Source organism: Bacteroides sp. D22, from assembly GCF_000163675.1.
Classification (GTDB): Bacteria; Bacteroidota; Bacteroidia; order Bacteroidales; family Bacteroidaceae; genus Bacteroides; species Bacteroides xylanisolvens.
Genome location: NZ_GG774798.1, coordinates 125,222 through 151,355, shown reverse-complemented (window position 1 = coordinate 151,355; position 26,134 = coordinate 125,222). Strand labels below are relative to the sequence as shown.

Below are 26,134 nucleotides of genomic sequence, written 5' to 3'. Positions count from 1 at the left end.
GAGCAAAGATAAAGAAATTAAGGCATATTCCGACTATATTTTTTTCTTTTCTCACAAAGATTGGCTAACTCTCTATACATATAAGTACTGTTGCGAACAACTTTAGTCGTTTTTTCTTTTTTCTTTTCATTTATATTTAGACATAAATGCTTTTTTTTAGCTATGTTTGCACGATAAAAAGCATAAAGAAGTCAAGCATGAAACCAATCAAAAAAATTCTGATTATTCGATTTAGACAAATAGGGGACTCTATTCTGGCTGTTGCATTGTGCAGTACGCTGAAAAAAAGTTTTCCCGATGCAGAAATACACTTTGTGCTGAATAAAAATATAGCATCGCTCTATGAGGGTCACCCGGACATAGATAAGGTTATTACATTTGACAAGAATGAGAATAAACCATTCACTGCTTATATAAAAAAAGTATGGCAAGTGACGCATCAAAACAAATACGATGTCATCATCGATATGCGTTCTACGATCCGGACTCTTTTTTTCTCTCTTTTTTCATTAAAAACCCCTTTCCGGATAGGGCGTATCAAGGGATACACACGGTTTCTATTAAATTATCGGACAGACACTTACAGCAATAGTCTAACAACTGATATGGTAGAACGCAACCTATTGCTTGCAGCGCCATTAGAGAAAATCAAGCCTATTCAATATACAAAAGAATTCAGGTTATACCTCACTGACCAGGAGAAAAAAGACTTTCGATATTATATGGAAAAGGAGGGGATAGATTTCGCGCGCCCTGTATTCCTAATAGGAGTCACCACCAAGCTCCTCCATAAAAAATGGAATACGGAGTTTATGATAACCACACTTAAAAGAATATTGGAAGAATACAAGGACATACAAATGATCTTCAACTATGCACCGGGGTATGAAGAAGAAGATGCAAGAAATATCTACAAGGAATTGGGATGTCCGGAACGCATCAAGATTGATATACAAGCCTCTTCATTACGACAACTGGCAGCACTTTGCGCCAACTGCTCGTTTTATTTCGGAAACGAAGGAGGAGCCCGACACATTGCGCAAGCCCTCGAAATTCCTTCATTCGCTATTTATTCGCCAAGCGCCTCTAAATCAATGTGGTTACCTACAAATTCCGTACTTGCCCGAGGTATTAGTCCCGACGATATTCTTCCGCCGGAACAACAAGCAACATTAACTTATGAAGAACGTTTTGCATTAATTACCCCGGAAAAGGTATACAATCAATTAACTTCGACATTAAGACAATTGGGCTAACTCGTGATATAAATCAAGATAAGCTTGTATATGCTTCTCATAACTGAATGAAGCTGCATGTTCTTTCATTCTGGCCAAGCGTTCCTCATCTTTATAGAAATCAGGCAAATGCTCCCGGATACTTTGCACCATAGATTCTGTATCCAAATGCTCCCACATGATGGCGTGTCCATTACAAACTTCCGGCAAACTAGTGCGATTAGCTGCAAATACAGCCTTTCCAAACTGCATAGCTTCCACCACAGGGAGTCCAAAACCTTCTCCTTCACTAGGAAACAGGAACGCCTCACAGTTCCGATACAACCATATCTTTTCACTTTGAGTGATTACATCTGTCAAAAACACATTAGTGACTTGCTTCTCACGAATCAGATTACGCACTTCTTCAGCATAAGCGAAATGGGCATCTCCACAAATATACAAATCATATTCCGGGAAATGGCGCATTACGTCAACCAAGAGATGGAAATTCTTTTTCCTACGGATCTGTCCAATCGTAAAAAAGAAAGGACGTCCCGTCGCAAAAGACGGCTGGGTGCCTTCCAACATATCGATCCTCTCCACCCCATTATAGATGACCCGGATCTCTTTCCCCTTCAAATCTATATGTTGACGAATGACATCTGCGACATAATGAGAAATCGTTGTGACTACTGCTGCCTTATTGACCTTATTCTGCATCCGACGAAGATACATTTTAGCCTTCCAAGGCTTTTTCTCCGTTAAGAAATTAAAGTCATGTATAGTAAAGATAAACTTTGTACCACCGGCAATACGCAACAACTTCCGCTGCTGATTCACCGCATGCCATACATCTACTTTAGGAAGGGTAAAAGGAAAAAACTTATTGATACGACGTACCGGAACAGAAGTCACATTCGGGCCAAATTCCTGCATATATTTCTGTCTCAACAAATATACAAAATGAAGATCCTCTATCGGCATAGACGAAAAAGCGGCCGCATAGTTGGCCGCAATCTGTCCGAAACCAGCTGTTAGACTACCATAATTCGTAAGATCTATCAGTACCTTTTTCTTTCGTTGTATCTCTTTTTCCATCATTATTTGATTCTACACTCTTTCGGCTCAAAAACAACTAAATTGAATTCCTGCAAATATCAACCTACAATCCCTTCTATTTTTGCAATAACCTGTTCCGGCTTTATATCTCTTAAACAGGCATAATCACCACGCCAACAAGGCTTCTGTCCATATACAGAGCAGGGACGGCATGACAAATCAAGTTGCACGGTATTAACCGGCAATTGCTTCCAGCCCATAAAACCGGCATAAGGATGAGTGGCCCCCCAAATAGAAACAACCGGAATATTGACCAAGGACGCCAAATGCATATTGGCAGAATCCATTGAAAGCATCACATCTAAATGGCTCATCAGATTCAGCTCGGTACGCATATTCAGTTTACCGATCATTGAAACAACAGAAGGATATTTAGCAATCCATGCGTCAAACACTTCCTGCTCGCTTTTACCACCTCCAAAAAGAAAAACTTTCACTTGTGGGTTAGCCGCAAAATGTGCTATAACCTGCTCCTGCAACTCTAACGGATAAATCTTACCTCTGTGTTTGGCAAAAGGGGCTATACCAATCCATTTTTGACCTTCCTTAGGTCCTGTGACTGGCTCTATCTCTGCAAAGTTGCCTTTTCCTTCGCCATAAATAGAAGAGAAATTTAATAAAACCGGCAAACCGAGCTTCTCAAGCACATCGGCATAACGGCGAAAAGAACTCTTCTGATTCTCCATCACCTTATCGTGACGACGAACCAGTTTCTTTTTACCGGCCCTTCCCTTACATATGGAAGCTACCGGTTTATTGGCAAGACGAAATCGCAGACATAAATATTTGGAACGAAGCACATGATGAAAATCAGCAATGTAATCAAAATGCATCGCTTTCAACTCCGAATAGAGGCTATTCAAGCCCCAAAGCCCCTTGTGTTTGCCTGTTAAGTCAGCTCCGACAAAACCTACATTCGTAGGCAGCCCCTGAAAGAGCGGCTGCCATACAGCACGACTTAACACTGTTATTTCGTGCTGCGGGTATTGCACAGCCAGCGAATGTATTACCGGTATTGTCATGGCTACATCGCCAAGAGCTGAAAAACGAATAATGAGAATACGCGCCATTCGTTATTTTTTTGCATAAAGCACCGGATTCAATGCCGGGTCATTATACATTTTCATCTGTTTATATACTTTCATATATTTTCTCCCGGCTTCGATATCAGCCAATAACTGCTCAATAGCCGCAGAGAGGTCTTTACGTTGTTCCAGCAGGATATTCAGCTTAGTCTGACATTGAAGACGGTGTTCCTCTGTAGTATCCGTACGTTCCACTTCCTGCTGCATGTGGTAAATTTTCAATGCAAGAATTGACAAGCGGTCAATAGCCCATGCAGGACTTTCCGTATTGATCGTTGCGTCAGAAAGAGGTTTTACTTCTTTGTATTTGTCTAAGAAGTAGCTATCAATTAGTTCCACCAAGTCTGTACGATCCTGATTTGATTTATCAATTCTTCTTTTCAAAGCCAATGCTTCTACCGGATCAATCTGCGGGTCACGGATAATATCCTCAAAATGCCATTGCACAGCATCAATCCAGTTCTTTAGATATAAATAATACTCAATAGTTTTCAACTCGTAAGGATTGTTCATCGGAGCATCCACACTATCCGTTACATGGTAATCTGTTGTCGATTTCCAAAAAATCTCGTTGCAAAGGTTACTAAATGTCATAATCTTAACTAGCTATAGATATATAATAGGGCAAATCTATGTAATATTTTTCAGACAAGCAACCGTTTCTTACTTTTTTATTTGTTACCTTTGTGGGTATTAAAGATGAATTGTATATGAAAATTATTATCGACAATAAAATACCATTTATAAAAGAGGCGATTCAGAGAATAGCCGATGAGGTGGTTTATGTACCGGGGAAAGATTTTACTCCGGAGCTCGTACGGGATGCAGACGCACTTATCGTCCGTACCCGCACACACTGCAACCGGAATTTATTGGAAGGTAGTCGAGTGAAATTCATAGCAACGGCAACCATAGGTTTCGATCACATTGATACAGAGTATTGCAAACAGGCAGGCATAGAATGGACAAATGCTCCGGGATGCAATTCTGCTTCTGTCGCCCAATATATACAGTCATCGCTTCTGGTGTGGAAATCTTGCAGAAACAAAAAGTTAAACGAACTGACGATTGGCATCATAGGAGTGGGAAACGTAGGGAGTAAGGTAGCTAAAGTTGCCCGGGATTTTGGCATGCGCGTTTTACTGAATGATTTGCCACGGGAGGAAAAAGAAGGAACAGAGCTATTTGCCTCACTAAAAAAAATTGCAGAAGAATGTGATATCATAACCTTTCACGTACCTTTATATAAGGAAGGGAAATATAAAACCTTCCACCTGGCAGATGAGAACTTCTTCCAATCACTCAAACGAAAACCGGCTATCATTAATACCTCCCGAGGAGAGGTTATTGACACTGATGCTCTTTTAAAAGCCTTGGACAGCCGGATCATTTCGGATGCTATCATTGATGTGTGGGAGCATGAGCCGGAAATTAACCGTGAACTACTGGAAAAAGCATTCATCGGTACCCCCCACATTGCGGGTTACTCTGCCGATGGAAAAGCAAACGCCACACGCATGTCACTGGATGCCATTTGCAAATTCTTCCAAATAGAAGCTGATTATAAAATAAACGCACCGGCACCCGCCTCTCCTATTATACATGCCAAAAACCATGAAGAAGCAATCCTCCAAATATATAATCCAGTCGAAGATAGCACCCGATTGAAAAATCAACCGGAACAATTCGAAACCTTACGCGGGGATTATCCTTTGCGGCGAGAAGAGACAGCTTATTTAATCAAGTATTAAGAAATAAGTATTAAGTATTAGGTATTAAGTATTAACCGTAGCGACCGAGAACTTCATGAAATTCCGTCAAACGATTATCTGCATGGAGTAATACTTAATACTTAATACCTAATACTTATTTCTTAATACTTGTTCTATGACTTGCGGGAAGTGTTCATATTCCAAGGCATGCACTTTTTTGGCTACATCATCCGGAGAATCTGTCGGAAGAACAGGACAAGTAGCCTGGAAGATTGCATTTCCTTCGTCATAATGCTCATTTATATAATGTATAGTGATACCGCTTTCCTTTTCACCGGCAGCCACTACCGCTTCATGAACCCGGTCTCCATACATTCCTTTGCCTCCGAACCTCGGCAGAAGAGCAGGATGTATATTTATAATTTTATCGGGATAAGCATGCAAAAGCAAGTCAGGCACACGAACCAGAAAGCCAGCCAGTACGACAAAGTCGATGCGGTACTCCTGCAAAATAGCCAAAATTTCATCTCCGGCTATCCAGTCCTCCTTTGGAAACACGTTACAGGGCACTCCCAAACGATGCGCACGTTCCAAAACGTATGCATCACTTTTATTAGAAAGTACCAACGAAACCTGAACGGAATCGTTTTTTTGGAAATACCGGATAATATTCTCGGCATTTGAACCGGAACCGGAAGCAAAAATTGCGATGTTTTTCTTCATAACTCTCAAATTCGATGCACAAAACAGTGAAAAATGTGCAAAACTTTGCATTTATTTAGTCAAATATTTGCGCAAAACGATAAATATTCATTCCTTTGCACCGCAAATTTAAAGAAATAAAACTAATTATTAATTAAAAACTTAAAGTTATGTCTGAAATTGCATCAAGAGTAAAAGCGATTATCGTTGATAAATTAGGCGTAGAAGAATCAGAAGTTACAACCGAAGCAAGCTTCACTAACGACCTGGGAGCAGATTCTCTTGACACTGTAGAACTTATCATGGAATTCGAAAAAGAATTCGGTATCTCTATTCCTGATGACCAAGCAGAAAAGATTGGTACTGTAGGTGATGCTGTATCTTATATCGAAGAACACGCTAAGTAATTCGATTTCATCAATATGGAATTAAAAAGAGTGGTAGTAACAGGCCTTGGCGCCATTACTCCCGTTGGCAACAGCGTTCCCGAATTTTGGGAAAACCTTGTGAACGGGGTTAGTGGAGCAGGGCCTATTACTCATTTTGATGCGTCGTTATTCAAGACCCAATTCGCATGCGAAGTGAAAAACTTCGATGCAACGAAATACATAGACCGTAAAGAAGCAAGAAAGATGGACCTGTATACTCAATATGCCATCGCTGTTGCCAAAGAAGCGGTAAGTGATTCCGGTCTTGATGTCGAGAAAGAAGACTTGAACAAAATCGGTGTTATTTTCGGCGCCGGTATTGGTGGTATACATACATTTGAAGAAGAGGTAGGCAACTACTACACTCGTCAGGAAATGGGTCCGAAGTTTAATCCGTTCTTCATTCCAAAGATGATTTCGGATATTGCAGCCGGACAGATTTCTATCATGTATGGTTTCCATGGTCCTAACTACGCGACTTGTTCAGCATGTGCTACTTCAACCAACGCTATTGCAGATGCCTTCAACCTGATTCGTCTGGGTAAAGCAAACGTAATTGTATCCGGTGGTTCGGAAGCAGCTATCTTCCCGGCAGGTGTGGGCGGTTTCAACGCTATGCACGCACTGTCAACACGCAACGACGAAGCTTCTAAAGCTTCACGTCCGTTTAGCGCAAGCCGTGATGGTTTCGTTATGGGCGAAGGTGGCGGTTGCCTGATCCTGGAAGAACTGGAACACGCTAAAGCTCGCGGTGCAAAAATCTATGCAGAAGTTGCCGGTGTAGGTATGTCTGCAGATGCACATCACCTGACAGCTTCTCATCCAGAAGGTCTGGGAGCGAAATTGGTGATGAAAAATGCACTGGAAGATGCAGAAATGGATCCGAAAGAAGTAGATTATATCAATGTACACGGTACATCTACTCCGGTTGGTGACATTTCAGAAGCAAAAGCAATCAAGGAAGTATTCGGTGATCATGCGTTCGAGTTGAACATCAGTTCAACAAAATCTATGACAGGTCACTTGCTGGGAGCTGCCGGTGCGGTAGAATCTATTGCAAGTATCCTTGCTATCAAGAACGGCATTGTTCCTCCGACTATCAACCACGAAGAAGGTGACAACGACGAGAACATCGACTATAACCTTAATTTCACGTTCAATAAAGCACAGAAACGCGAAGTTAATGTTGCCTTGTCCAATACATTTGGATTTGGTGGTCACAATGCGTGCGTTATCTTCAAGAAATACGCAGAGTAATATCGTGTTACGTAACGAAATAGATAAGATAAGGCTCTTGTTCCGCAAGGATAGAGAGTCTTATCTTTGTTTTTACCGGATACTCGGGTTCTACCCGCGCAATATCCAACTTTATGAGCAGGCTCTCCTGCACAAATCAACTTCTGTCCGCTCCGACAAGGGACGTCCCCTCAACAATGAACGGCTGGAGTTTTTAGGTGACGCCATCCTCGACGCCATCGTAGGAGATATTGTCTATAAACGTTTTGAAGGGAAACGGGAAGGTTTCCTGACCAACACACGTTCTAAGATCGTACAACGGGAGACTTTGAATAAGTTGGCCGTTGAAATCGGTTTGGATAAACTCATAAAGTATTCCACCCGCTCTTCTTCTCACAACAGTTATATGTACGGAAATGCTTTTGAGGCATTTATCGGAGCTATTTATCTGGATCAGGGGTATGAACGCTGCAAACAGTTTATGGAGCAACGGATCATCAACCGTTATATCGACCTGGATAAAATATCCCGAAAAGAGGTTAACTTCAAATCCAAACTTATTGAGTGGAGCCAAAAAAATAAGATGGAGGTTTCCTTTGAGTTAATCGAGCAATTTCTCGATCACGACAGCAACCCTGTTTTCCAAACTGAAGTACGCATTGAAGGACTTCCGGCAGGAACAGGTACGGGATATTCCAAAAAAGAGTCTCAACAGAATGCTGCCCAAATGGCTATAAAGAAAGTAAAGGAACCCGTATTTATGTCAACTGTCGAAGAGATCAAAGCACAACATTCAGCAACTACAACAGAACCGGAGGTTGAACTTGCAACTAACTCTGAAACTGAATTGGCAACTGAACTTGAGAATGAATTTGAGAATGAACTTGAAGCCGAACTGAATGTAATTCCCGAGACAAAACCGGAGAATGTTTTAGAAGAAAACACCTCCGATAATGAAATTTCTACGGTACAACCTACTATGGAAGCCGAGGAGACTAGCCAAAGCAAATCCCCATGCGACGCCCCTGAATCACCAAATCGTGATCTTCAGTAACTAATTTCAGTTTTCCTGCAACTTCTTCAAGAGGGATAGATGCAATATCGTCTCCTTTTAAAGCTACCATACGCCCGAATTCACCCTTGGCGATCAATTCTGTCGCGTGGCCGCCCATACGGGTAGAAAGATTGCGGTCGAAAGGAGTAGGCGAACCACCACGCTGAATATACCCCAGAACTGTTTCGCGAGTTTCTATACCAGTTTCATATTCAATCTCCTGCGCAATATATTCAGCAGCCCGTTTGCGTCCGTCTGTCCTAATACCTTCTGCTACCACTACAATAGAATAAGGCTTGCCCTTTTTCAGTCTTTCCAGAATCGTATTACCAATATTTTTAATGTCATAAGCAATTTCAGGGAGAAGAATCACATCCCCTCCTCCTGCCATACCGGAATACAAGGCAATCCAACCCGCCTTGTGCCCCATCACTTCAATCACCATCACCCTTTTGTGAGAACTTGCGGTGGAATGTAAACGGTCGATGGCATCGGTAGCAATACTTACTGCCGAGTCAAAACCGAAAGAAATATCTGTGCCCCAAATATCATTATCAATGGTTTTAGGAACAGATACGATATTCACTCCCATCGCAGCAAACTTCGCCGCTGTCTTCTGTGTTCCATTTCCGCCGATACAAACGACACAGTCGAGTTCCATTTCCCGGATATTCTGAAGGATTAAAGACGGTTTGTCAACATCAGAAACAACGCCTCCTTTTTTGAAAGGCTTCTCACGAGAGGTTCCTAACATCGTTCCACCCAGATTGAGCAAACCGGAGAGCGACTTGTCTGTAATAGATTCGACATCTTTAGTCAGCAAGCCCTGAAAACCGCTGTGAATACCTACTACTTCCATCCCGTAATAATTGATGGCAGTTTTGCACACGCCACGAATCGTGGCATTAATACCGGGACAGTCCCCGCCGGATGTTAAGATTCCAATTCTCATTGTCGCATTTTTTAGTCTAAAACTCGGGATTTATATGGAAGTCGTCAATTTTTAACGATTATTTCCGTGGTAAAGATAGAAAAAAAAGATAAATAAGTTACTTTTGCACGACTAAACATTATTATGTTAAAGCAGAAATGAATATTACAAAAATTATTAGTAAGACTTTCGATTCCCGTTTAAAACAGATAGACCTATATGCTAGTCAGGCTAGTGAGATACAGCATCGTGTGTTAAGCCGCTTAACACGCCAGGCCGCTCAAACAGAATGGGGAAGAAAGTACGATTATTCCTCTATCCGTAACTATGAAGATTTCCGTAAACGTGTTCCTATCCAGACATACGAAGAAATTAAGCCTTATGTAGAACGTTTGCGAGCTGGGGAACAGAATCTGCTTTGGCCATCGGAGATACGCTGGTTTGCAAAATCTTCCGGAACGACTAATGATAAAAGTAAATTCCTTCCTGTCAGCAAGGAAGCGCTGGAAGATATTCATTACAGAGGAGGAAAAGACGCAGCAGCTCTTTATTTCCGCATCAATCCGGATAGCCATTTTTTCTCCGGCAAGGGACTGATTCTAGGAGGGAGCCATAGCCCGAACCTCAATTCCAATCATAGTTTAGTAGGAGATTTATCCGCTATTCTGATTCAAAACGTAAATCCGCTTATCAATTTCATTCGCGTACCAAGCAAGAAAATTGCATTGATGAGCGAATGGGAAACCAAGATAGAAGCAATCGCCAACAGCACTATTCCGGTAAATGTGACAAGCCTATCCGGTGTGCCGTCGTGGATGCTGGTACTTATCAAACGTATCCTTGAAAAGACAGGAAAGCAGGCACTGGAAGAAGTATGGCCCAATCTGGAAGTTTTCTTCCATGGCGGAGTGGCTTTCACACCGTATCGTGAGCAATATAAACAGGTGATTACAACACCTAAAATGCATTATGTAGAGACCTACAATGCTTCGGAAGGATATTTCGGAACCCAGAACGACCTTTCCGATCCTGCCATGTTATTAATGATCGACTATGGAATTTTCTACGAATTTGTTCCGTTGGAGGAAGTGGGAAAAGAAAATCCACGGGCTTATTGTCTTGAAGAAGTCGAGCTCAACAAGAACTATGCAATGGTTATTTCTACTTCCTGTGGTCTGTGGAGATACATGATTGGTGATACTGTGAAGTTTACCAGCAAGAATCCCTATAAGTTTGTCATCACGGGAAGAACGAAGCATTTCATCAATGCATTTGGTGAAGAGCTGATTATCGATAATGCTGAAAAAGGATTGGCAAAAGCTTGCGCCGAGACCGGAGCACAAGTTTGCGAATACTCTGCAGCACCGGTGTTTATGGATGAGAACGCAAAATGCAGGCACCAGTGGCTAATAGAATTTGCCAAAATGCCGGATTCCGTAGAAAAGTTCGCTTCGATACTTGACGCTACGCTGAAAGAGGTTAACTCTGACTATGAAGCCAAACGATGGAAAGATATCGCTTTGCAACCATTGGAAGTGATCGTAGCCCGTCAGGGATTGTTCCATGACTGGCTGGCACAGAAAGGAAAACTGGGAGGACAACACAAAGTACCCAGATTAAGCAATACACGCGAATATATAGAAGCAATGCTGGTGCTGAATAATAGCGCTCATCCGGAAGAATAACCAAAAACCAAAACATAACCACTACAAGTTTTTTTTTTCCATTACAGAGGTTACTTGTATAAGGAGAGAGCGTCAAAACAACTCTCCGATTTCTTTCAGGCACGGATTACACGAATTACATGGATAAGTTTATTCTCTTTCCTTGTTTATTCGTGTAATCCGTGCCTTAGTTATGTCGATTAGCAAGCTAAGTTTTGTTTTAAAAAACTTGCGTCAGAGCGTTCATCTTCCCAATATGTAAGATTAACGGGCGTTGACTATGATTCCTCCTCCTAGTAGCAATCCGTCTCCATAGAATGCAGCAGCCTGTCCGGGAGCAATGGCTGTTAATGGTTCATGAAGCTGCACGTGCAATAAATGATCCGATGTGACGGTAATCGTGCCATGGTTTTCCTGCTTGCGATAGCGTATCTTCACAATTATGTCAGAGCGATCTAAAGTACGCTCCTGATTTACAAGATTCCAATCTTTCAACCACATTTCTGTTTTTTCCAACGATGAAAGAGAAGCCAACATCACTTCATTCTTTTCAGGATCAATCTCTTTCACAAATACAGGACGATTCAGATGAATGCCCAAACCGCGTCTCTGCCCAATAGTATAAAAGGGATAGCCTTCATGCCAGGCAATAAAATTTCCCTTTTCATCGACAAATCTTCCTCTTCTGATTCTGTCAGACCAGGTCTGTTTATCGCTGCCCGATGTCTGACTATTGTTGATTGATGCCTCACTATTACTGACCGACATCTGACCATTTCTGACCAACCAGTCTTTTAAAAAGGTCCGATAGTCCATCGGGCAAAAACAGACACCAATACTATCCTTTTTGGTTGCCACCTTTCGAAAACCATGTTCAGCAGCCCAGGCACGGGCTTCAGCTTTCGTAATATCGCCCATCGGCAACAGCATCCTATTAAGAATATCCTGTTTCAATCCCCATAAGAAGAAGGTTTGATCCTTATCCGAATCGGCGGCGTACGTTATATAAAAGGTTTCATTTAGTTGTATATTCTGCGCATAGTGTCCGGTAGCAATATAAAAAATTCCCATTTCATCGGCAATCTTAGCAAGCAAAGGCCATTTCAGATAATTATTGCACAAGGTACAGGGGACCGGAGTACGTCCTGCCAGGTATTCCTGCACAAAATATTCAATAATCTGCCGGGCAAATATTTCACGGGCATCGTATGTTATATGCCGTATTCCTAAACGTTCTGCCAAATTACGAGCATCTTCTAGGTATTCTGTCGAACCATTCAATTCATAAAAACGAAAGGTTACCCCGATTACTTCATAACCGGCTTCCAGCAATCGCATAGCAGCAACAGAGCTATCTGTACCGCCACTCATTCCAAGCAATACGCGTTTGTTTTCCTCTATCATGCTGCAAAATTAAGTATTTTCCCGTATCTTTGTCAGTTAAAGCCTAAAAGAGAATGAAAGAGAGACCAACTAACGGACAAGTTATAATCGTTTTCACAGAGCATCCGATACTCGGCATATTACTGATTCCGTATATTGCGGAAAGGCTGAACGATGGCACCTTGCAATTAGTGGAGCAAGCGTTTCACGCCTCTCCGGAAGCTATGAGCATAATGAGCGAAGCGGAAAGACAAGCTATCGATATCGCTTCATACTATACAGAAAAGTATCTGATGGGCCTCTACTCCCGTGAAAAAACAGTATCACGCTTTCTACATAAGCTATCCGAAGATCCGGAACGAATTAAAAATAATATTCGCCCGTTCATCGAAAAGAAGCTGTTGGAGATGCTGGCGTTGATACGGGAAAACGGACTGCCTTTTTATCAGAAACAAGCCGGTAGCAAAATCTTATACGCCCATCATATTTATCATATCAACCCTCACGACGTAGAAATTCGCGTAACGTTTCATGTTGACAGTAAAACGTTCCGTTATCAGTTGCAGTGTTATTATGAAGGGCAACCGTTCTCTTTGAGTGAGTTAAAACCGGTAGTTGTACTGACCTCCTCGCCGGCCACTCTATTATTGGGAATGGAGTTATATTTTTTTCCACACATTGAAAGCGCACGTATCTTACCTTTCACAAAGAAAAGATCGATTAGCGTAGACGCTTTGCAGATTGAAAAATACATAGACAACATCGTTATTCCAATTGCACGTTATCACGATATCGAGACTCACGGTTTGAATATTACTGAAGAAGAATGTGCCTGTGAAGCTGTTCTCTCATTCGAAGATGCCACATACAACGGACAAGCATTGCAACTTGTCTTCCGCTATGGAGACCAGACATTTGCACCAGATAGTGCTAATGAAATGAAGAAAATCATTTATCGGAAAACATCCGGTGAAATCGGCTTTTTCCCGCGTAATATTACAGTGGAAGAACAAGCAGTCCAACTCTTAACGAATGCCGGTCTGCAACAACTCAATGCCACACACTTCCAACTATCCGCCAAAGCTCCGGAAAAGACAATTGTCGAATGGATCAACAATCATCGGGAGATGTTGCAGCAATCCTTTCACCTTACCAGTAATGTAGGGAATGCATTATATTGTCTGGATGAGATACGCATCGAGCAAAGCTGCGACGATGAGGTTGACTGGTTCGAACTGCACATCACTGTTGTTATCGGTAATCTGCGCATTCCTTTTTCACGTTTCCGCAAACATATCCTCGAAGAAAAGCGGGAATATCTGCTACCTGACGGGCGTATGATTCTCCTGCCTGAAGAGTGGTTCAGCAAATATGCGAACTTACTGGAGATGGGAGTACAAACAGAAAAAGGAATTCGGTTGAAACATGCATTTATAGGTGCCGTACAGACAGCTTTGGGTGAGGATGGAGTGAAAAAATTCCCCGTGAAGCAGCAAATACATAACGTTGCCGTACCAAGAACGCTTAAAGCAACGTTACGCCCCTATCAGCAGAAAGGATTCTCGTGGATGGTACACCTCCATAAACAAGGATTTGGCGGATGCCTGGCAGATGACATGGGACTCGGGAAGACTCTTCAGACTCTTACCCTGCTACAGTACATATATAAGCCATCCGCTCCCAAACAACCCGCTACCCTAATTGTAGTCCCCACATCGCTACTTCACAACTGGCGACGGGAAGCCAAGCGCTTTACAGGGCTCTCAATGATGGAATACAACAACACCGTGGCTATAGACAAGAAACGTCCGGAAAAATTCTTCGGTCATTTTCACTTGATCTTTACTACGTATGGCATGATGAGAAATAACATTGATATACTCTCTTCCTACCGTTTCGAATATGTCGTGCTCGATGAAAGCCAGAATATCAAGAATAGCGAATCGCTCACCTTCCGGTCGGCAATTCAACTGCAAAGCAAACACCGACTCGCACTAACAGGTACTCCTATCGAAAACTCATTAAAGGACCTGTGGGCTCAATTTCATTTTATACAACCGGACTTACTGGGCACGGAAAGTGCTTTCCAAAAGCAGTTCATAATGCCGATTCGCCAGGGAAACGAACGCGTACGAGTGCAGTTGCAACAACTGACTGCCCCATTCATCCTCCGCAGAAGCAAGAAAGAGGTAGCTCCGGAACTTCCTGAACTTACGGAAGAAACAATCTACTGCGACATGACTGAAGAGCAGAACACGTGTTACGAACAGGAGAAAAACAGCCTGCGAAACATACTTCTCCAGCACCCTCAAAGTACGAACAGGCTCCATTCATTTAGTGTACTAAATGGCATTTTGCGTTTACGACAACTCTCTTGTCATCCGCAACTCATTCTTCCTGATTATACCGGAACATCCGGAAAAACCGCACAGATAATCGAAACATTCGATACATTACAAAGCGAAGGACACAAAGTCCTAATTTTCTCTTCATTCGTCAAACATCTGGAGGTCTTGGCTGAAGCTTTCCGAGAACGAGGCTGGAAATATGCCCTATTAACAGGAGCAACCAACAACCGGCCTTCCGAAATCGCCCATTTCACCGAGCAAAAAGATGTTCAGGCATTCCTTATTTCACTAAAAGCAGGGGGTGTGGGACTCAATCTTACACAAGCCGACTATGTATTTATCATAGATCCCTGGTGGAATCCTGCCGCCGAATCGCAAGCCATCGCCCGTGCCCATCGTATCGGTCAGGATAAGCAGGTGATTGCCTATCGCTTCATTACACAAAACAGCATTGAGGAAAAGATTCTGCATCTGCAAGATGAGAAACGAAAACTGGCGGAAACATTTGTTGCCGACAGTGAGTCATTGCCTATATTAAGCAATGAGCAATGGGTAGACCTGCTCTAATAATACATAAAGCCTCAATCTATCACAGAGGTGTGTAAAATGTATTATTTCATCGTATTCCTGAATTTTTTTATCCATATACTCTTATTTTATCCGGTTATCTTTGCCACTGTGAAAATTATAAATAACCCGAAATAATAAATGTATGAAAAACAGGAGCATTACCTACCTATTACTATTTGGTATTTGCAGCATGTTGGCAATCATGCAATCATGCCAAAAAACAGACGACCTGGAAGCAGACATCAATTCTCTGAAAGACCGTGTCGCTGCTTTGGAAAAAGCAACGGAAGGACTGAATACTTCATTTGCCAGTCTGCAAGCCCTTATGCAAAAAAACAAAATCATTATCGGAATTACTCCGACTAAAGATGGCTTAGGATATTTGCTGGAACTTAGTGACGGAACAAGCATTAAAGTCATGGAGAGTGAAGCAGTACAAGCGTCTGTCCCTGAATTTTCCGTAGACGAAGAAGGCTACTGGATATATAAAACAAGTAATGATACAGATTTCAAATATCTGCCAGGAGCCGATGGAGAGAAAATATCAGCCTGGCCCCGTGATGGAGAAGGCAATGTGGTGGCAACTCCATTAATCAGCGTATCTTCCAGTGGATATTGGCAAGTGAGCTACGATAATGGACAAACATATACAAGCTTAGGAACTAAGGCCGAAGGTGGAAGTCAGGGAGGAACCAGCATATTCAGCAAGGTAGAATATAATGAAGCAAACCATACTTTCTCATTCACCCTGGCTGATGGTGAAAAAACATATACTTTCCCAGTAGACGACAGCTTCGGACTGATCATTTATGGTCTCAATGACGCTGAAAGTGAACAAGCTGTGCAAGTTTTTGCCCCCAATGAAAGCCATAAAGAGTATAAAGTAGAACAGAATGACGTGCAACAAGCTGCAATACAAGCTCCTAAAGGATGGGATGTTCTTTTATCCGAGAACTTATTAACTATCACACCACAAGCAACTGTTGTAAAAGACGTAGAAGAAACAATTAAGATTGTACTTACTTCATCAAAGAATTATATCCGTATTGTTTCTATTGAAGTGAAACAACTTTCCAATGAAACCGGAGCAAAAGCCTGGCAACAATTTGTAAACGCAGATCAACAAAATGTATTATTGGACTTTTCATACGCCGGATATAAACATGGTGAAATAGCTCCTCCTGAAATAGAAACATTAATAGCACAAGGATATAAAGTATACGATGTTACAGATCCCCAATATGGGGCTATCCCCAACGACGGCAAATCTGACAGAGCAGCTTTCATGAAGGTACTGGAAGAAATAGCAAGAGAAACAAAGCAAGAAGATCTCAATAATATGACAGATCGATATATTAAGGAAAACGCTAAAGCTATTATCTACTTCCCAGAAGGGAATTATATTCTACAAGATGAGGATTCTAAGGATCGCAGGATTCGTATATCGATGAGTGATATTGTTTTAAAAGGAGCCGGAAGAAACAAAACAACACTCGAAATGACTGCTGCAAATAATTCTCCCAAACCTACTGAGGAAATGTGGAATGCTCCTGTTATGATGGAGTTCAAACATAATACAGGATTAGGAGAATCAATTGGTGCTATCACTGAAGACGCTCCCATAGGCAGCAAAACCATAACGGCCAGTTTAACAGGAGTAAGTGCGGGCAGTTGGGTATGTCTCGTACTGGGAACCCCCAAGTTGGGAAACACGGATAATGATGTTATTAATTCCGAACTATCGCCTTATCAATGGCAAGATATTAAGGTACAACAAGGCATTACTCCCAATATCAAAACAAATGGTATTCAAATATTCGAATACCATCAGATTGAAAAGATTAGTGGTAACAGTATTACCTTTAAAGAACCCATCATGCATGCTATTAATAAAGATTGGGGATGGAATGTACATAAATTCGCCAATTATGCCAATGTTGGCGTAGAAGACCTTACATTTAAAGGACATGCCAAAGAGAAGTTTATTCATCACGGCTCTGACATAGATGACGGTGGTTTTAAGCTTATCGATTTTGTACGTCTGACCAATTCATGGATGCGCCGGGTTAATTTTGAAAGTGTTAGTGAAGCCATGTCAATCACAAGTTCTGCCAATTGTTCTGCTTATGACATCACTATTGGTGGTAATCGTGGACATGCTTCTATCCGCTCGCAAGCTTCTTCCCGTATCTTTATTGGAAAAGTAACTGAAAGCAGCAATGGCTACACACTTAGAAAAGGAGAAGGTGAAAGCACATTGATGGAATATAAAACAAACGTTGGTCAATATCACGCTTGCGGTGTTTCAAAGCAAAGCATGGGTGCTGTAATATGGAATGTGAAATGGGGAGATGATTCTTGCTTTGAATCACATGCCACACAGCCACGTGCAACATTAATTGACTGCTGTACTGGCGGTTTCATGCATTGGAGACAAGGAGGAGACTCTGCTCAAATGCCAAATCACATGGAGAATCTGACAATATGGAATTTCTATGCAACAAATGTACAAACAGATCAGGACATCGATACAGAAGGTAAATTTACCTGGTGGGATAGTAACGGCTTTTGGTGGAAATTTATGCCTCCTATCATTGTCGGTTTCCACGGAAGTCCTTTAGATTTTGATGCTACTCAAATGAAGCGACTCGAAAGTAACGGAACTGCTGTGGAACCATATTCACTCTATGAGGCTCAATTACGTAAACGTTTGGGATATGTTCCTTCCTGGCTATCCTCTTTAAAATAATAACTTTAAAACAATATAATCATGAAAAAAGTATGGAGTATGTTCATGTTATTGGCTGTATGCCTGGTAGCATGTACCAACATTGACGATTTGGAAGATGATGTAGACGCACTGAAAAAGCGCGTTACCGCACTCGAGACACAAGTACGTGATATAAATAGTAACACAGAAGCTCTTCGCGAACTTTATAATGAAGGAACATTTATTACTAATATAGAGGAAAAGTCTGATTCCTACACACTCACTTTGAGCAATGGAAAAACAGTAAATCTATATATGAAAAACGATAATAACCTGTTATGCCCTATTATCGGTATCGATTCAGAAGGCTACTGGACTGTTCTTTACAACAAAAATGAAACTCCGGAGCGTCTGACTGTAAACGGACAACCTGTGAAAGCTAATGGAGAGAGTGGCAAGACTCCTACATTTAATGTAGATAGTGAAGGCTACTGGCAGGTTAGCTATGATGAAGGAAAAAACTATGAATATATATACAAAGAAGGAACTACTGACAAAGTCAGCGCAACTGGTGACGGTTCCGCTCCGGCAGAAGACAAAAACTTCAAGAGTGTAACAGTAGAAAACAACGAACTGGTCTTAGTACTTGCGGGTGAGGATGCTCCAACCATACGTATCCCTATCATCAGCGACTTTGAATGTAGTTTTGCGGCTGAAGATTTAGAACAAATACAAGAGTTTTCTGCAGGTGAAACGAAAGAATTTACCATGACCATGAGAGGAGTAAAAAATACAATGATTACTGCTCCAGAAGGATGGAGTGCTAAATTCTCTAAGGAAGCTGGAAAAGAAAATATATTGATTGTTACTGCCCCTGCATCAAGCGCAAAGATGATGACTCGTGCAACAGCTGATAACAGTACTGATATTGCGATATTGGCAACAAGTGGAAAGTATGCTATGATTGCAAAGATTCAGGTTAGTATTAAGAATCGTACGGATTATAAAGCCGATTTTGATCATGGTAAAGACATTACTATCGGCGGCATCACCATCAACAACCAAATTTATTCAGATGCTGACATACAAATATTGGATGCAACAGATGCCGATGTGGCACTTGACACTTACTTTAGTGCTACAATGAGTAAACCTGTTATACTGTTCCTCACAGGTACAGCACACAATTTTACCACAACCGGAGTAAAATCAATCAGCAATGATGTTATTATCATCGGTCGATATGATGACGAGCAAGTAACACTTCGTCCTATTAATTGCTGGAAATCATGCAAAGGAAAGCTACTTTTTAAGAATATAAAAATAGATTTAAGTGATCTCAATGGAGGTAGCAATGCTGGTTATTTTATAAATAATGCAGGCGTTATCAGCAAGGGAGACTTTACTGACATCTGCATTGACAACTGTCTGATTGCGAATGTCTTGAAACCAATTTATTACGATGCAGCACAAAAGACTTACTTTGGTATAGACAACATCTCTGTTCAAGACACTCGTATTGAAGTTAATGCTATCAAAATTGCCTTGATAAATATATATAAAGGCTTCAATTTAGGAGATTATAAAACTTTCAACTTCAAGAACAATATAGTGTATAGCCAGACACCTCAAGAAGGCGTGCAAATATTAAACTGGGCTACTGGTAATATACCTTTATCAGATGGTGTACTTTCTGCCGAAATTATAAATAATACTTTTGTCAACATGATAGGTAGCAATATATTCTTCAGATATCAAAAAGGAACATCATTGACTATAAGCAAGAATATCTTTGACGTAAGTCCGGAAGCAGAATTCGGTTCCTACTATTATTCTTTCTTAGAAAGTTGCACACCTCAAATAGATGTAACCGACAATATCGTATATGGCTTAACCAAAAATTGGAATTATTATCATACAAGTTCTTTAGTTAAAGAACCAACAAGCGGTAATAACATAACCAAGCACGCAACAGCTCCTATTACTCAATATGATTATGTAAATGGTATATTTACATTAGCTAGCGATGTAGCTGGTTATGGAGCAACAATTGAATAAAACTCTTTTACCAGTTTAATAATAAAAGCCGCATAACGAAAGTTATGCGGCTTTTATTTATCTAAATGTCATATCATCAATCAAGAAATCAGAAACAGGAGAAGCTACTACATCCGAAAAATACGAGTCTGGTTCAAAAAGAAAGTCCCTGCATCTGATGCATGACAGCACGACGACTCAGATCTGAAGCTCCTTTATTAATATTCAATACTTTACAAAAACATCTGCCAAGTTGAACAAACGATGGCTGGCTTAGCTAAAGCCACATCTTTTCCCCCACCACCTTGCGGAAAAACTTTTTTAATCTATCTTTGCACCCAAAACAACGCTACATGAAATACAAACTTATCGTGCTCGACCTTGACGGCACACTCACCAATTCTAAAAAAGAAATCACTCCCCGCAACAGGGAAACTCTAATACGTATACAAGAGCAAGGAATACGACTCGTATTAGCTTCCGGACGACCTACTTATGGTATTGTACCATTAGCCAACGAATTACGGATGAATGAATTCGGAGGTTTCATCCTCTCCTATAACGGAGGTGAAATTATCAATTGGGAAACAAAAGAGATGGTATATGAAAATGTGTTACCTAATGAAGTTGTTCCGATGCTCTATGAATGTGCCCGTACCCACCAACTAAGTATATTAACCTATGACGGAGCAGATATAATAACAGAAAACTCTCAAGACCCATACGTACAGAAAGAGGCCTTTCTCAATAAAATGGCAGTACGGGAAACAAACGACTTCCTCACAGAGATCACGCTTCCTGTAGCCAAATGCCTCATCGTGGGAGACGCAGATAAACTCATTCCGCTTGAAGCAGAACTTAGTCTCCGGCTACAAGGACATATTAACGTTTTCCGTTCAGAACCCTATTTCCTCGAATTAGTTCCGCAAGGAATTGACAAAGCTCTTTCTCTTGCTGTCTTATTGAAAGAAATAGGAGTAGCACGAGAAGAACTCATAGCAATGGGAGATGGCTATAATGACTTATCCATGATTAAGTTTGCAGGACTGGGAATTGCTATGGGAAATGCACAAGAACCTGTAAAAAAAGCAGCAAATTACATCACTCTAAGCAACGAAGAAGACGGTGTAGCAGAAGCTATTGATAAGTTTTGCAGTCAACAATAACCAAACATTTACTTTCATGCCGACAAAATTTTAGTTTCTCGGTGAGAAACCTTTGGTTTCCCGTAATGAAACCATTGGTTCCCCGGTGTGAAACTTTTAGTTTCATACCGGGAAACTAATAATATTACCAGTAAAACAGCTCAAGAGCTAAAATCAACTCATCAAAGATAGAGCGCATATTCAGATTTTATACTAACTTTGCAGTTCCAATAAAACAAATATAAAATGTTATGGAACATCAACTTACCATTTACAACACCTTAGATAGAAAGAAAGAGTTGTTCGTACCGCTTCATGCACCTCATGTAGGCATGTATGTGTGCGGACCGACTGTTTACGGAGATGCCCATTTAGGACACGCCCGCCCGTCTATAACCTTCGATGTGTTATTCCGCTATCTCACCCACCTAGGATATAAAGTACGCTACGTACGAAATATTACCGATGTAGGTCATCTGGAACATGATGCCGATGACGGAGAAGACAAGATTGCCAAGAAAGCACGTCTGGAAGAGTTGGAACCAATGGAGGTTGTTCAATATTTCCTGAACCGCTATCATAAAGCAATGGAAGCACTGAATGTACTTTCTCCGAGCATCGAACCACATGCTTCAGGACATATCATTGAACAAATCCAACTGGTACAGAAGATTTTGGATGCCGGATACGCCTATGAAAGCGAAGGCTCCGTTTATTTCGATGTAGCCAAATACAACAAAGATCACCATTACGGAAAACTTTCCGGACGTAATTTGGACGACGTATTGAATACCACCCGTGACCTCGACGGACAAAGCGAAAAACGCAATCCCGCCGACTTCGCCCTTTGGAAAAAGGCACAACCTGAACATATCATGCGCTGGCCGTCTCCATGGAGCGACGGTTTCCCCGGATGGCACGCCGAATGTACCGCTATGGGACGCAAATACCTAGGCGAACACTTCGATATTCACGGAGGAGGAATGGACTTGATTTTCCCTCACCACGAATGTGAAATCGCACAATCGGTAGCCTCACAAGGTGATGACATGGTTCACTACTGGATGCACAACAACATGATTACCATCAACGGAACCAAGATGGGTAAATCACTCGGCAACTTCATCACTTTGGACGAATTCTTCAACGGTACTCATAAGCTGCTGGCACAAGCCTACACACCAATGACAATCCGTTTCTTCATCCTGCAAGCTCATTACCGCAGCACGGTAGACTTTAGCAATGAAGCACTGCAAGCATCCGAAAAAGGGCTGCAACGTCTGATGGAAGCCATTGACGCATTGGATAAGATTACTCCCGCACCGGCAACTTCAGAGGGAATCAACGTGAAAGAACTGCGCGCTAAGTGCTATGAAGCAATGAATGACGACTTGAATACACCGATTGTCATCGCACAGCTTTTCGAAGGTGCCCGCATTATTAACAATATCATTGCCGGCAATGCCACCATATCCGCCGAAGACCTGAAAGAGTTGAAAGAAACATTCCATCTGTTCAGCTTCGACATCATGGGATTGAAAGAAGAAAAAGGTTCTTCTGATGGCCGTGAAGCAGCCTACGGTAAGGTAGTAGATATGCTACTGGAACAACGTATGAAAGCGAAAGCCAACAAAGACTGGGCTACTTCCGATGAAATCCGCAACACACTGACAGCACTCGGATTTGAAATCAAAGATACTAAAGACGGTTTCGAATGGAGGCTGAATAAGTAATAAGAAAAGAAAGTGCTCAACGCACCATGCAAATACAAAGAAGACCGGCTCACCACGAACCGGTCTTCTCTTTTTTCATAGAAACATGATAACTAATACCTCTCTTTAAATTCTTGTTTTCTCTTATCTTATTCACTAATTATTTATTTTCCATGAGCATTTCAACCGGCTGTCCATGCTGACAGGTTACCGTCAGTACGGTCTGGTCTCCCTGCTGTTCCAACCGGACATTTTCCATCGGGCTTGTCAATCTCCAATGTCCTTTAAGCCGTATCTCCTTAGTAATAGGACGACTGGGCTCTTTCGTTGTATACGTCTTCTCTTCTATATTCAGATTCGGATCACAGACGCTTAAACGGATACCCTTATCAGATTCCTTTGCATACATCACCATTGTTTCCGCAGGAATAGCCACGAACACTTTATCAGCGGCAGGCTGATAAGCTTCAAAAGCAGCATACGCCGTGATACCTGTCTTTTTATCATAAACAACGTGAGCAGTCTGATCGCGTTGCAACACCTCGTATGCAGGAGTTTTACGCAGCTCGTCGAGATCAGAAGCAGAAGGCTGTATCAATACCATATATTCATAAGTCCCCTCTTTCGGTGCCTTGCCATATTCTATCCAGGCAGAAGAGAATTTTCCCTTAGTAACTTCACGCGTCTTTTCGTGCCGTGATTCCTGTTCTGCCACCTGTGAGCGAACGGTTCCGTCCACTACATGATAATAATTGTCATAACCATCATGAAGCCAATAGTTATCCTCTCCTACCTTGGGCTCCTTACCATTATATTTTGTCTGGAAAAGAGTTGTTTCCGTAGGATAATCTACATTGGAGTTCGAAATACCTGTTCCCAGGCAAACCATCCGGTTATCAAAACAGAAAACGGATTTACGGGCCACAAAGTCTGGTGTGAAGTTCTCATAATCCCGTTCTGCCAATTTCATAGCGAACATTCCATTTTTACCATCTAAAGAACTGCTTCCGGAGAAATTCTCTTTGGAGCGTGCCATAGTCGTTCCTTTCAATGGGCTATCAAGCAAGTCGAAAGGCAAATGAATGGTAGTTGTACCCGGCAAACGATTCCAGTCCCATCCCTCCTGCACAAAGCCGCTTCCGGCACGTGACACGGGATTTCCTTTCCCCATAATCTGCACGGAGCCATAACTTTGATAACGTCCGTAACGGTTATCTTTCGTATAAATTTCAGAGCCCCATACGTCAGTGGTATACCCTTTCAATGTCACCATCCAGTCCGCACGACGGAAAATGCCTGCCGAACCATAGTTGTAAACGAAGAATCCCTGTGGAGCCTGTGCCGGTTGAATACCTTCCTTCTTGAAGAAACGCGCATTCGGAGTATCACTATTGCGTATCAGACGTAAATAGTCGGCAGCCAGACCACGATCAAACGTATTTCCCTGACCGGACAAATCGCCGGATAAAGCGATATTGGCAAATGCTTCGATATCATCGCTTCCCATCTTCCCTCCAAAAGGATGACGGCCACTGATTCCGATGCCCCATTCATAGAAATTGCAATAATTGCGCATAGCAATAAAGGCTGATTTCATGTGTTTGCGCGCATCTTCTGTCAGTTCAAAGCTTGTACCATTGGTAAATGCAATATATTCTCCTACAGTCGCAAGTACTCCAGTGGTATATCCCGGATAGAAACCGCCATGATGGAAAGTCGTACCGTCTACCTTTATACCACCGATCGTTCCCGGAGTATAACGCAAAGAAGAAGATAGCCAACGTGACAAGCCGCTCAAAGCTTGCGCCTGTTCCCTTGCATCGGGAAACATCATAGCGGAAATAAATTTCGCCATCAATAACGTATGCCAGGAATCCAACAATTCATCACGTGTTGGAGAACATGGCTGACGAGTTTCTTGCAGAGCCGCCCAAAAACGCAATGTGGAGAGATAAGCATCCCGATGAGGATGTTTATAGATAGCATCACGCATCAGCCAGGCAGTTGTATATATCTTACGTACCTGATAACCATAATGATGATTGGTACCCATACCGCTACCGTATGCAAATCCCTGATCGATAGCATAGTCGAATACAGTAAAGTAGTTTTTCTTTGATGTTTCGTTCTGGTTATAATAAGCATCATAGGCAAAGCCGGAAAGCATCGTTTCAATATCGTTCCATGACATTTCTCCTTTCTTCTTGCCCTGTTCATCAGGAGCAACAATAGGAGTTCCTATAAATCCCGTTCCGGCGATGGATGGACTGATAGCCGCTTTCTCAAATGTTTTATAGGCAGCATTAATCGGTCCTTGCGGAGCCTTTTTCACTTCCAGAAAGTCAGTCAAACGTTGTTCGATAGTCTTCAATTCTTTCTTTTGTTCGCTTGACAATTTAGAAGGCAGAGGGATATCATACGACTGTTGTTCCCATTTCCACACGAGACACCAATGCCATAGGTCACGATTAGACAATCCATTATTGGCAGGCAACTGCTGGTCGGGAGTAGTACGAAGATTCATTTTCTTTTCGGGGAAAGTCAAACGATCAAGAAAGATACGTCCTTTCCGTTGCGGGGCAACCAGTCGATAGGCTACGATTTTCTTATCTTTCTTATCTCCTTGCATATACTCAAAAGAGATCCAACAAGCCCGCCAACCTGCTGCCTGTAAACGATAAGAGAACCAATAAGAGACTTCTCCTGCCTTATTCAGAAACTCAAAACGAATAGAATCCTGCTGCGGTTTCTCATTATAAATCCACAAGGTAATGCCGAATTGCTTCTCATTTCTCGCATTCAACGATAAAGGAGCAATTTGAATGTCCAGCGTAGAACCAGGCTGAAAGTCCCATTCCAGACTACTTTCACCCTCCTTGTAAAAAAGAGAAGAGATTTTCACTTCTCCCTTTCCGGAAACTGTAAATGCTTCGGGCACTTCTTCTTCAAATCCGATGAGTTGAGCGAAAGCTGAAGGAATGATTCCCAAAAGGAATAATACTATAAAACAACTGTTTTTCATTACTATTTTCAATTTAAACGCGGATGCGGATTAACACCTATTATTGTCGCAGAGATTTA

The 26,134-nt window shown here is 41.8% G+C and carries 18 protein-coding genes; 11 read left to right on the top strand and 7 right to left on the bottom strand.

The window, feature by feature from the left end; all coding sequences use genetic code 11:
* The first annotated feature begins 197 nt into the window (after positions 1–197).
* Complete coding sequence (locus HMPREF0106_RS19705; protein WP_009039120.1) at positions 198–1,256, top strand: glycosyltransferase family 9 protein; 1,059 nt, start codon at positions 198–200, stop codon at positions 1,254–1,256.
* Here the strand turns inward: HMPREF0106_RS19705 and HMPREF0106_RS19710 are convergent.
* The 3 genes from HMPREF0106_RS19710 to HMPREF0106_RS19720 are packed head-to-tail and all read right to left on the bottom strand — an operon-like array spanning position 1,239 to position 4,015.
* The gene (locus tag HMPREF0106_RS19710) at positions 1,239–2,315 is read right to left on the bottom strand and encodes a glycosyltransferase family 4 protein (RefSeq protein ID WP_032851058.1); all 1,077 of its coding nucleotides are present in this window, start codon (positions 2,313–2,315) and stop codon (positions 1,239–1,241) included. The two genes, HMPREF0106_RS19705 and HMPREF0106_RS19710, sit on opposite strands and share 18 nt — an antisense overlap.
* Positions 2,316–2,374: 59 nt before the next feature.
* Positions 2,375–3,406 carry a glycosyltransferase family 9 protein gene (locus HMPREF0106_RS19715; RefSeq protein WP_009039118.1) on the bottom strand — a complete coding sequence of 344 codons (1,032 nt, stop codon included), beginning with the start codon at positions 3,404–3,406 and terminating at the stop codon, positions 2,375–2,377.
* Between the two features lie 3 nt (positions 3,407–3,409).
* Positions 3,410–4,015, bottom strand: a complete 606-nt coding sequence (locus HMPREF0106_RS19720) for a DUF4254 domain-containing protein (protein ID WP_004315555.1) — start codon at positions 4,013–4,015, stop codon at positions 3,410–3,412.
* A 116-nt stretch (positions 4,016–4,131) separates the two neighbouring features.
* Between HMPREF0106_RS19720 and pdxB the strand changes: the two genes are divergently transcribed.
* Positions 4,132–5,172, top strand: a complete 1,041-nt coding sequence (gene pdxB, locus HMPREF0106_RS19725; RefSeq protein WP_032851051.1) for a 4-phosphoerythronate dehydrogenase PdxB — start codon at positions 4,132–4,134, stop codon at positions 5,170–5,172.
* A 108-nt stretch (positions 5,173–5,280) separates the two neighbouring features.
* Here the strand turns inward: pdxB and purN are convergent, their stop codons facing one another.
* Positions 5,281–5,907: a phosphoribosylglycinamide formyltransferase gene (purN, locus tag HMPREF0106_RS19730; protein ID WP_032851049.1), complete on the bottom strand. Its 627-nt coding sequence runs from the start codon at positions 5,905–5,907 to the stop codon at positions 5,281–5,283.
* Positions 5,908–6,005: 98 nt separating this feature from the next.
* Here purN and HMPREF0106_RS19735 point away from each other — a divergent pair, with 98 nt between their 5' ends.
* Genes HMPREF0106_RS19735 through rnc form a run of 3 tightly spaced genes read left to right on the top strand, consistent with a single transcriptional unit; the run spans position 6,006 to position 8,553 of the window.
* Entirely contained in the window at positions 6,006–6,242 is a 237-nt protein-coding gene (locus tag HMPREF0106_RS19735) for an acyl carrier protein (RefSeq protein WP_002558672.1), read from the top strand.
* 15 nt (positions 6,243–6,257) lie between these two features.
* Positions 6,258–7,520, top strand: a complete 1,263-nt coding sequence (fabF, locus tag HMPREF0106_RS19740; RefSeq protein ID WP_004315552.1) for a beta-ketoacyl-ACP synthase II — start codon at positions 6,258–6,260, stop codon at positions 7,518–7,520.
* Complete coding sequence (gene rnc, locus HMPREF0106_RS19745) at positions 7,486–8,553, top strand: ribonuclease III (protein ID WP_008997624.1); 1,068 nt, start codon at positions 7,486–7,488, stop codon at positions 8,551–8,553. Before fabF ends, rnc begins: the two co-directional genes overlap by 35 nt.
* Here the strand turns inward: rnc and HMPREF0106_RS19750 are convergent.
* On the bottom strand, positions 8,495–9,505 hold the full coding sequence (locus HMPREF0106_RS19750) for an ATP-dependent 6-phosphofructokinase (RefSeq protein ID WP_004315551.1): 1,011 nt from the start codon (positions 9,503–9,505) through the stop codon (positions 8,495–8,497). The genes rnc and HMPREF0106_RS19750 overlap by 59 nt on opposite strands.
* A gap of 137 nt (positions 9,506–9,642) precedes the next feature.
* On the opposite strand from HMPREF0106_RS19750, the gene HMPREF0106_RS19755 reads away from it, so the two are divergent.
* A complete protein-coding gene (locus HMPREF0106_RS19755; RefSeq protein ID WP_009039115.1) occupies positions 9,643–11,169 on the top strand; it encodes a GH3 auxin-responsive promoter family protein in 1,527 nt (508 codons plus the stop codon).
* A gap of 243 nt (positions 11,170–11,412) precedes the next feature.
* On the opposite strand, the gene mnmA is transcribed toward HMPREF0106_RS19755, so the two are convergent.
* Positions 11,413–12,552 (bottom strand): tRNA 2-thiouridine(34) synthase MnmA, encoded by a 1,140-nt coding sequence (gene mnmA, locus HMPREF0106_RS19760; protein WP_009039114.1) that lies wholly within the window; start codon positions 12,550–12,552, stop codon positions 11,413–11,415.
* Positions 12,553–12,605: 53 nt separating this feature from the next.
* Here mnmA and HMPREF0106_RS19765 point away from each other — a divergent pair, with 53 nt between their 5' ends.
* The 5 genes from HMPREF0106_RS19765 to cysS all read left to right on the top strand — a co-directional run bounded on the left by HMPREF0106_RS19765 (position 12,606) and on the right by cysS (position 23,074).
* Positions 12,606–15,446, top strand: coding sequence for a DEAD/DEAH box helicase (locus HMPREF0106_RS19765; RefSeq protein ID WP_009039113.1), 2,841 nt, complete (start codon positions 12,606–12,608; stop codon positions 15,444–15,446).
* A gap of 145 nt (positions 15,447–15,591) precedes the next feature.
* Complete coding sequence (locus tag HMPREF0106_RS19770; RefSeq protein WP_008024001.1) at positions 15,592–18,198, top strand: DUF4955 domain-containing protein; 2,607 nt, start codon at positions 15,592–15,594, stop codon at positions 18,196–18,198.
* A gap of 21 nt (positions 18,199–18,219) precedes the next feature.
* The gene (locus tag HMPREF0106_RS19775) at positions 18,220–20,217 is read left to right on the top strand and encodes a PL29 family lyase N-terminal domain-containing protein (protein ID WP_009039112.1); all 1,998 of its coding nucleotides are present in this window, start codon (positions 18,220–18,222) and stop codon (positions 20,215–20,217) included.
* 332 nt (positions 20,218–20,549) lie between these two features.
* Entirely contained in the window at positions 20,550–21,362 is an 813-nt protein-coding gene (locus tag HMPREF0106_RS19780; RefSeq protein ID WP_009039111.1) for a Cof-type HAD-IIB family hydrolase, read from the top strand.
* 230 nt (positions 21,363–21,592) lie between these two features.
* On the top strand, positions 21,593–23,074 hold the full coding sequence (gene cysS, locus HMPREF0106_RS19785) for a cysteine--tRNA ligase (protein WP_008023995.1): 1,482 nt from the start codon (positions 21,593–21,595) through the stop codon (positions 23,072–23,074).
* A gap of 139 nt (positions 23,075–23,213) precedes the next feature.
* On the opposite strand, the gene HMPREF0106_RS19790 is transcribed toward cysS, so the two are convergent.
* On the bottom strand, positions 23,214–26,075 hold the full coding sequence (locus tag HMPREF0106_RS19790; RefSeq protein ID WP_009039110.1) for a chondroitinase family polysaccharide lyase: 2,862 nt from the start codon (positions 26,073–26,075) through the stop codon (positions 23,214–23,216).
* Positions 26,076–26,134 lie beyond the last annotated feature (59 nt).

What these genes read in the sequence shown, in the direction of transcription:
- cysS (WP_008023995.1), top strand. Translation starts at nt 21,593, where the DNA reads ATGGAACATCAACTTACCATTTACAACACCTTAGATAGAAAGAAAGAG.
- HMPREF0106_RS19715 (WP_009039118.1), bottom strand. Translation starts at nt 3,406, where the DNA reads ATGGCGCGTATTCTCATTATTCGTTTTTCAGCTCTTGGCGATGTAGCC.
- HMPREF0106_RS19775 (WP_009039112.1), top strand. Translation starts at nt 18,220, where the DNA reads ATGAAAAAAGTATGGAGTATGTTCATGTTATTGGCTGTATGCCTGGTA.
- HMPREF0106_RS19720 (WP_004315555.1), bottom strand. Translation starts at nt 4,015, where the DNA reads ATGACATTTAGTAACCTTTGCAACGAGATTTTTTGGAAATCGACAACA.
- HMPREF0106_RS19770 (WP_008024001.1), top strand. Translation starts at nt 15,592, where the DNA reads ATGAAAAACAGGAGCATTACCTACCTATTACTATTTGGTATTTGCAGC.
- HMPREF0106_RS19735 (WP_002558672.1), top strand. Translation starts at nt 6,006, where the DNA reads ATGTCTGAAATTGCATCAAGAGTAAAAGCGATTATCGTTGATAAATTA.
- HMPREF0106_RS19750 (WP_004315551.1), bottom strand. Translation starts at nt 9,505, where the DNA reads ATGAGAATTGGAATCTTAACATCCGGCGGGGACTGTCCCGGTATTAAT.
- mnmA (WP_009039114.1), bottom strand. Translation starts at nt 12,552, where the DNA reads ATGATAGAGGAAAACAAACGCGTATTGCTTGGAATGAGTGGCGGTACA.
- HMPREF0106_RS19790 (WP_009039110.1), bottom strand. Translation starts at nt 26,075, where the DNA reads ATGAAAAACAGTTGTTTTATAGTATTATTCCTTTTGGGAATCATTCCT.
- rnc (WP_008997624.1), top strand. Translation starts at nt 7,486, where the DNA reads ATGCGTGCGTTATCTTCAAGAAATACGCAGAGTAATATCGTGTTACGT.
- fabF (WP_004315552.1), top strand. Translation starts at nt 6,258, where the DNA reads ATGGAATTAAAAAGAGTGGTAGTAACAGGCCTTGGCGCCATTACTCCC.
- HMPREF0106_RS19780 (WP_009039111.1), top strand. Translation starts at nt 20,550, where the DNA reads ATGAAATACAAACTTATCGTGCTCGACCTTGACGGCACACTCACCAAT.
- HMPREF0106_RS19765 (WP_009039113.1), top strand. Translation starts at nt 12,606, where the DNA reads ATGAAAGAGAGACCAACTAACGGACAAGTTATAATCGTTTTCACAGAG.
- HMPREF0106_RS19705 (WP_009039120.1), top strand. Translation starts at nt 198, where the DNA reads ATGAAACCAATCAAAAAAATTCTGATTATTCGATTTAGACAAATAGGG.
- purN (WP_032851049.1), bottom strand. Translation starts at nt 5,907, where the DNA reads ATGCAAAGTTTTGCACATTTTTCACTGTTTTGTGCATCGAATTTGAGA.
- HMPREF0106_RS19710 (WP_032851058.1), bottom strand. Translation starts at nt 2,315, where the DNA reads ATGGAAAAAGAGATACAACGAAAGAAAAAGGTACTGATAGATCTTACG.
- HMPREF0106_RS19755 (WP_009039115.1), top strand. Translation starts at nt 9,643, where the DNA reads ATGAATATTACAAAAATTATTAGTAAGACTTTCGATTCCCGTTTAAAA.
- pdxB (WP_032851051.1), top strand. Translation starts at nt 4,132, where the DNA reads ATGAAAATTATTATCGACAATAAAATACCATTTATAAAAGAGGCGATT.